This window comes from Rhodococcus sp. (in: high G+C Gram-positive bacteria) (assembly GCF_049286785.1).
Taxonomy (GTDB): domain Bacteria; phylum Actinomycetota; class Actinomycetes; order Mycobacteriales; family Mycobacteriaceae; genus Rhodococcus_F.
Genome location: NZ_JBAQEO010000169.1, coordinates 1 through 4840, shown reverse-complemented (window position 1 = coordinate 4840; position 4840 = coordinate 1). Strand labels below are relative to the sequence as shown.

At 64.4% G+C, this 4840-nt stretch carries 3 protein-coding genes; 1 reads left to right on the top strand and 2 read right to left on the bottom strand.

What is annotated here, in order from left to right; genetic code table 11:
• Nucleotides 1-134 precede the first annotated feature (134 nt).
• Both WAW17_RS06925 and WAW17_RS06920 read right to left on the bottom strand, forming a co-directional pair.
• Nucleotides 135-2489: a sulfatase-like hydrolase/transferase gene (locus WAW17_RS06925; RefSeq protein ID WP_422332261.1), complete on the bottom strand. Its 2355-nt coding sequence runs from the start codon at nt 2487-2489 to the stop codon at nt 135-137.
• Between the two features lie 1080 nt (nt 2490-3569).
• Nucleotides 3570-3806: a hypothetical protein gene (locus WAW17_RS06920; RefSeq protein ID WP_422332260.1), complete on the bottom strand. Its 237-nt coding sequence runs from the start codon at nt 3804-3806 to the stop codon at nt 3570-3572.
• Between the two features lie 391 nt (nt 3807-4197).
• Between WAW17_RS06920 and WAW17_RS06915 the strand changes: the two genes are divergently transcribed.
• Entirely contained in the window at nt 4198-4404 is a 207-nt protein-coding gene (locus tag WAW17_RS06915) for a hypothetical protein (protein ID WP_422332259.1), read from the top strand.
• Nucleotides 4405-4840 lie beyond the last annotated feature (436 nt).

Sequence of the window (4840 nt, the reverse complement as noted above, 5' to 3'; positions counted from 1 at the left end):
GCCCAGTTCCTCCTGGATGCGCCACCAGTCGTTCTTGATGGTGTTCAGGCTCAGTTGGCCGGAGCCTGATCATGTGGCGGGTAGACCAGGACCCGGGGTCGCCGTTCTCGTCGCGCCGCACTCCGTGACGCCTGCTAGTCGATCATGAACCAGCCGCGCACCTGCGCTTCGTGGTCGATGTACCGCTCGCCGGACACGTCGACGACGACCTTGTCGATCGTGCCGCCGGTGAACGGGAACGGTGACGTGTAGTCGGGGGTGACCGTGGACGCGCTGTCGCGTCCGACGCAGATGCCGTCACCGACGAGGCAGAAGACTCCTGGCTGGGTGACGATCTCACCGGTCGCCACCTGCTGGCCGTCGAGGTAGAGGGTGAGGGTGCCGGCAAATCCGGGCATGGCGGGATCCGTGTTCTTGCCCCCCACGACGAACTCGGCAGTACAGACGTGCGCACCCGGTGTGATGTCACGATCCGCGATCAGGGACTGGAGGTGCGTGCCGATCCAGTTGAAGGCGTAGTGGAGCCGGTGGTCCTTGACGTAGAGGCTGTGTCCTCCGGCGACACCGCCGTGGGCGTAGAGGACCCCCTCGGCCTCGGCCGAGTCCACGCGCACACCGGCCGCGATCGTGTACGAGCGGCCGACGATCGACACACCGGCAGCGTCGGGACCGTCGGCGCAGTTCGGGTAGTACTCGTAGCGATCTCGGCGCTTTCCCGGATGTGGACGCTCCGCGAGGAACTGCTCGAGGGCGCTGCGGTCATCGAGGGGTAGTGCGTTGTAGACGCCGGCGTAGTAGAACCACAGGTCCTTCATCTCCTGGAGACGCTCGGGTTCGGCGCCGGCGAGATCGTGGACTTGCGCCCGATCCTCGGCAAGGTTGAACAGTTCCCATCGGTCCCGGCCGAGGTGGCCCCACCCGGACAGTGGCGGATGCACGGAACAGGCCAGCCACCCCTGGTGATAGATCGACCGCTGCCCCAGCATCGTGTAGAACTGAGTCTCTTTCCCTGGGGCGTCGGGGTCGGTCAGCGACGCCGCGAAGCTTTCCCCCTCGATCGGGCTCTGCGTGTATCCCTTCAGCACCTCGGGTGGCTCGATCCCGAGGAGCTCGTACAGCGTCGGGACGACGTCGACAGCGTGAATATACTGGGGTAGCGGCTCACTCCGGGGCTGAAACTTCGCGGGCCAGGCGAGCAGGCACATGTCGGCGACGCCGCCCTCGTAGCCGGCCCACCGTTTCCAGTACGGGAACGGGGTGTCGAGTGCCCACGCCCAGCCGGTGTTGTAGTGGTTGTACGAGGCCGGACCACCCAGCTCGTCGATGTGCGGAAGCGTGCCCTCGGTGGTGTCGGGCACCCCGTTGAAGAAGCGCCATTCGTTGAAGGATCCGTTCGGCCCGCCCTCGCCGCTGGCGCCGTTGTCGGAGACCACGATGATGATCGTGTTGTCGAGCTCACCCGTGTCCTCCAGGAAGTCGATCACCCGACCGAGCTGATCGTCGGTGTAGGAGATGTATCCGGCGAACACCTCGGCCATGCGGACGAACAGTCGCTGATCTTCGGCGGTGAGCGAGTCCCAGGGCCGCACCGTGTCGAGCAACGGCCACGGTTGGCCGTCGGGGCCGGTGGTGGCCGGCTCGCCGTGGGGGTTGATCGGCGACAGTTCGGTGTTCTGGGGGAGCAACCCCAGAACTTTCTGCCGCTGGAGGATCTCGGAGCGGATCGCTTCGTAGCCCTGGTCGAACTTGCCCTTGTACCGGTCGGCCCACTCGGTGAAGACGTGGTGCGGCGCGTGCCCGGCCTGCGGCGCGAGGTACATGAAGAACGGTTTGTCGGGGTCGACCACCTTGGCGTCCCGAATGAACTCGATCGACTTGTCCGCCAGGTCTTTCGACAGGTGGTATCCGTCCTCGGGTGTCCCGGGCGCGTTGATCGGGTGGTTGTCGTAGACGAGGTCGGGATACCAGCTGTTCGACTCGCCACCGAGGAAGCCGTAGAAACGCTCGAATCCCCGGCCCAGCGGCCACCGGGTCTTGACCGCAGACATGTTCATTTCCTCGCCCGGGGTCAGATGCCACTTGCCGACGCAGTAGGTGTTCCACCCTCGCTCGGCCAGCACCTCGGAGATGAACCCGTTCTCGAAGGGAATGTGGGTCGAGAGTCCCGGAAACCCCGAACTCAGTTCTGCAATGGTGGCCATGCCGTTGCTCGTGGCGTTGCGGCCGGTCAGCAGGGAGGATCTGGTCGGGGAACACAACGCCGTGGTGTGGAAATTCGAGTAACGAGCGCCCATCTCCCCGATGCGGCGCATCGTCGGGGCCTCGATCGGACCGCCGAAGACATCCATACTGCCGTAACCCACGTCGTCCCAGGCGATCAGTAGGACGTTCGGGGCGCCGTCGGGTGCCTGCGCCGGCAGGTACGGTTCCCAGTCCGGAACCGAGTCACGAACGTCGACCGCGATTTTTCCCTGGTGTGTCTTGCCCATGGCGTCGCTCCTGGTGTCGAGCCGGTTCCGTGTGCACTATCACAGGCGGAAACCTCACGTGCATTCATTCCACCATGCGGCACGTGTCGACCGGGGGTCTTCACCCGAAACGCATGAGTTGCCCTGTATCAAGCCGCCGCTTGTTCGTGGGCGAGCACTCGTTGGAGGGGCATGGGGGTGGCCGCGGGCAGCGGCTCGGCGGTAGAGGTCCGTGGCCCAGGGGTTCGAGTGGCGGGAGTCGCCAGGCGAAGTCAGTGACGGTATCGTGGAGTTGTTTGTTTGCGGCCCAACGGAATCCGACGGTTCGCATTCTTCCGAACTGTCGCGTGGAGGGGGCGACGCCGACGAGGCAGGCCGGCGACTCGGGGGTGAGAATCGGGCGCGGCAGTTGCCGACCTGCTCGGTGAGCGCCTGGATCTGCTCGACCAGGGTGATCAGTCTGGCGAACAGCGAGATTCCCCCGTCGACCTGGATCCGACGCGAATTCTACCGCCCGTCGACAAAGCGGAACAATGCCGCCTCCGCCTCCACGCTGGCATCGAAAGTGGTTGCAGGCCAGTAGATTAACACGATCTTCGAGGTCGACCACGGGTTTTCGGCGAGGGCGTTATCGAATCTGTCGCCGCCGCTCCCGGTGGACGGGGCAGATGCCCGGGTCGACGAGCCGCTCAGTGAACCGGACGGCGGTATATCGACAGCCCTTGTCGCTACGGTGGATCAGCTCCGGGGCCGCGGTGTGCCGCGGATTCTTCTTGGTCCACCCACCCTTCCAGCCTTTGGCCAGCCGCCGGGTTTCCTCCACCATCGACGTCGTCGGCCGGTCGGCCGGTCGGCCGGTCGGCTTGCTCGCCGGCGTCGGTCTCGGTCTGGCGGATCCAGTTCGCAACGCCTCGGCGTGGACGTTCAGCTACTCGGCGAGCCGCCGGATCACCGGCATCGGATCCGACTCCCGACACAATCGCACCGCATGCTCACGCAGCTCCGGCGGATAGTTCCTCGTTCCCACAATGACGTCCTTCCCCGGTCTTCACGATCAAACCTGGTTCGGAAGTCTCCGGAGAAACGGGAGAAGCTCAGCGGCTAATTGGTTACGACCTGTCGGCACAGCGTCTTAATTCTCCGTTTCGTGGCCAGCACGGCGGCGATCTCCTCCTCTAGGACCTCGGCGTCGGCCCGGGTGCCCTTGACCATCAGGCACCAGTCGTCCGCATACCGGACGAGCCGAAACTTCGGCAGGCCGTGACCACGCCGTTTGGCACGCTCCGCGTTGCTGCTACGCGTTCCGCCGGAAGCCTGGGCGATGTGCTCGTCCAGCACCGACAGCGCCGCGTTCGCCAGCGGCGAGCGAATTCCACGCTGGGGTTCCGGCGGTTGTGCACTCCAGCTGGCGGTCCTCTGTGAGGAAGCCCGCGTTGAGGAATGCCTTCACCAGGGCCAGGACGCGGTTGTCCCTGATTCGACGACGACCCGCCCCACGAGGGCGATGTGGTCGATCTCGTCGGAGTAGGCCTTGATGTTGCCCTTCACCGATCCCTTATAGCGATCCAGTCATAGCATCGGTGGGCCGGCGCTTCGGACGGAAACCGTAGGAACATGGCACGAAACTTCGCCTCGAAGATTGGCTCCAGAATCAGTTTCAGCGAAAGGTACGCCTTCATCACATCAGTGACATCTCTTCCTCTGGGCCGTTCACGCCCCAATGTCCACGATGTTCTCACTCACGTGGGAAGCCAACCCCAAGATCTCCGAGGCAACCGTCGCGTCATCGACCGAGTGCGACAACTACGGGGCCGGCAGCGGTGTTCTCTCGACCGCCCCGAGAGCTGCACCGTCGCTGGGACAGGACGGCTGGTCGGATGACGGCTGGGCTCGAGTTGCCGACTCGTCATCACAACGCCCGGTCGCCCACAGTTGACAGTCAACTCCACCTGATTGGTGCTGGGCGCGCCGATCGGCCCGTTCCTCCTTCGGGCTGGCAACCAAGGCCGATACGACCCGCAATGGCCCCCTGGTGGACGCGTTATCAGGCCCCGCCGATCGAGAAGACACGTCTGACCTGGCGATTTGGTGGGATGGTTGGAGTCGCGTAACTTATTCGGAGTCAGAGCGACACGGACACCAACCCCGGCTGCAAGGTCGGGGACACGAGGTTGGACGTAGGGCGCCTGGTAATCCGGAGTCACAGTGTCTTGTATGGTTGTGCTTCGTCCCGGTTTGTTTGGTTCGGCTCGCTGGTTTGCGCTGGTGTGGTTGATCGGATAGGCTGGGAGAGTTGCCCCTGATCGGCTGGTGTGTGTTGCTGGTGGTGATGGTGTGTGCGTGTTCTTTGAGAACTCAACAGTGTGTCGATG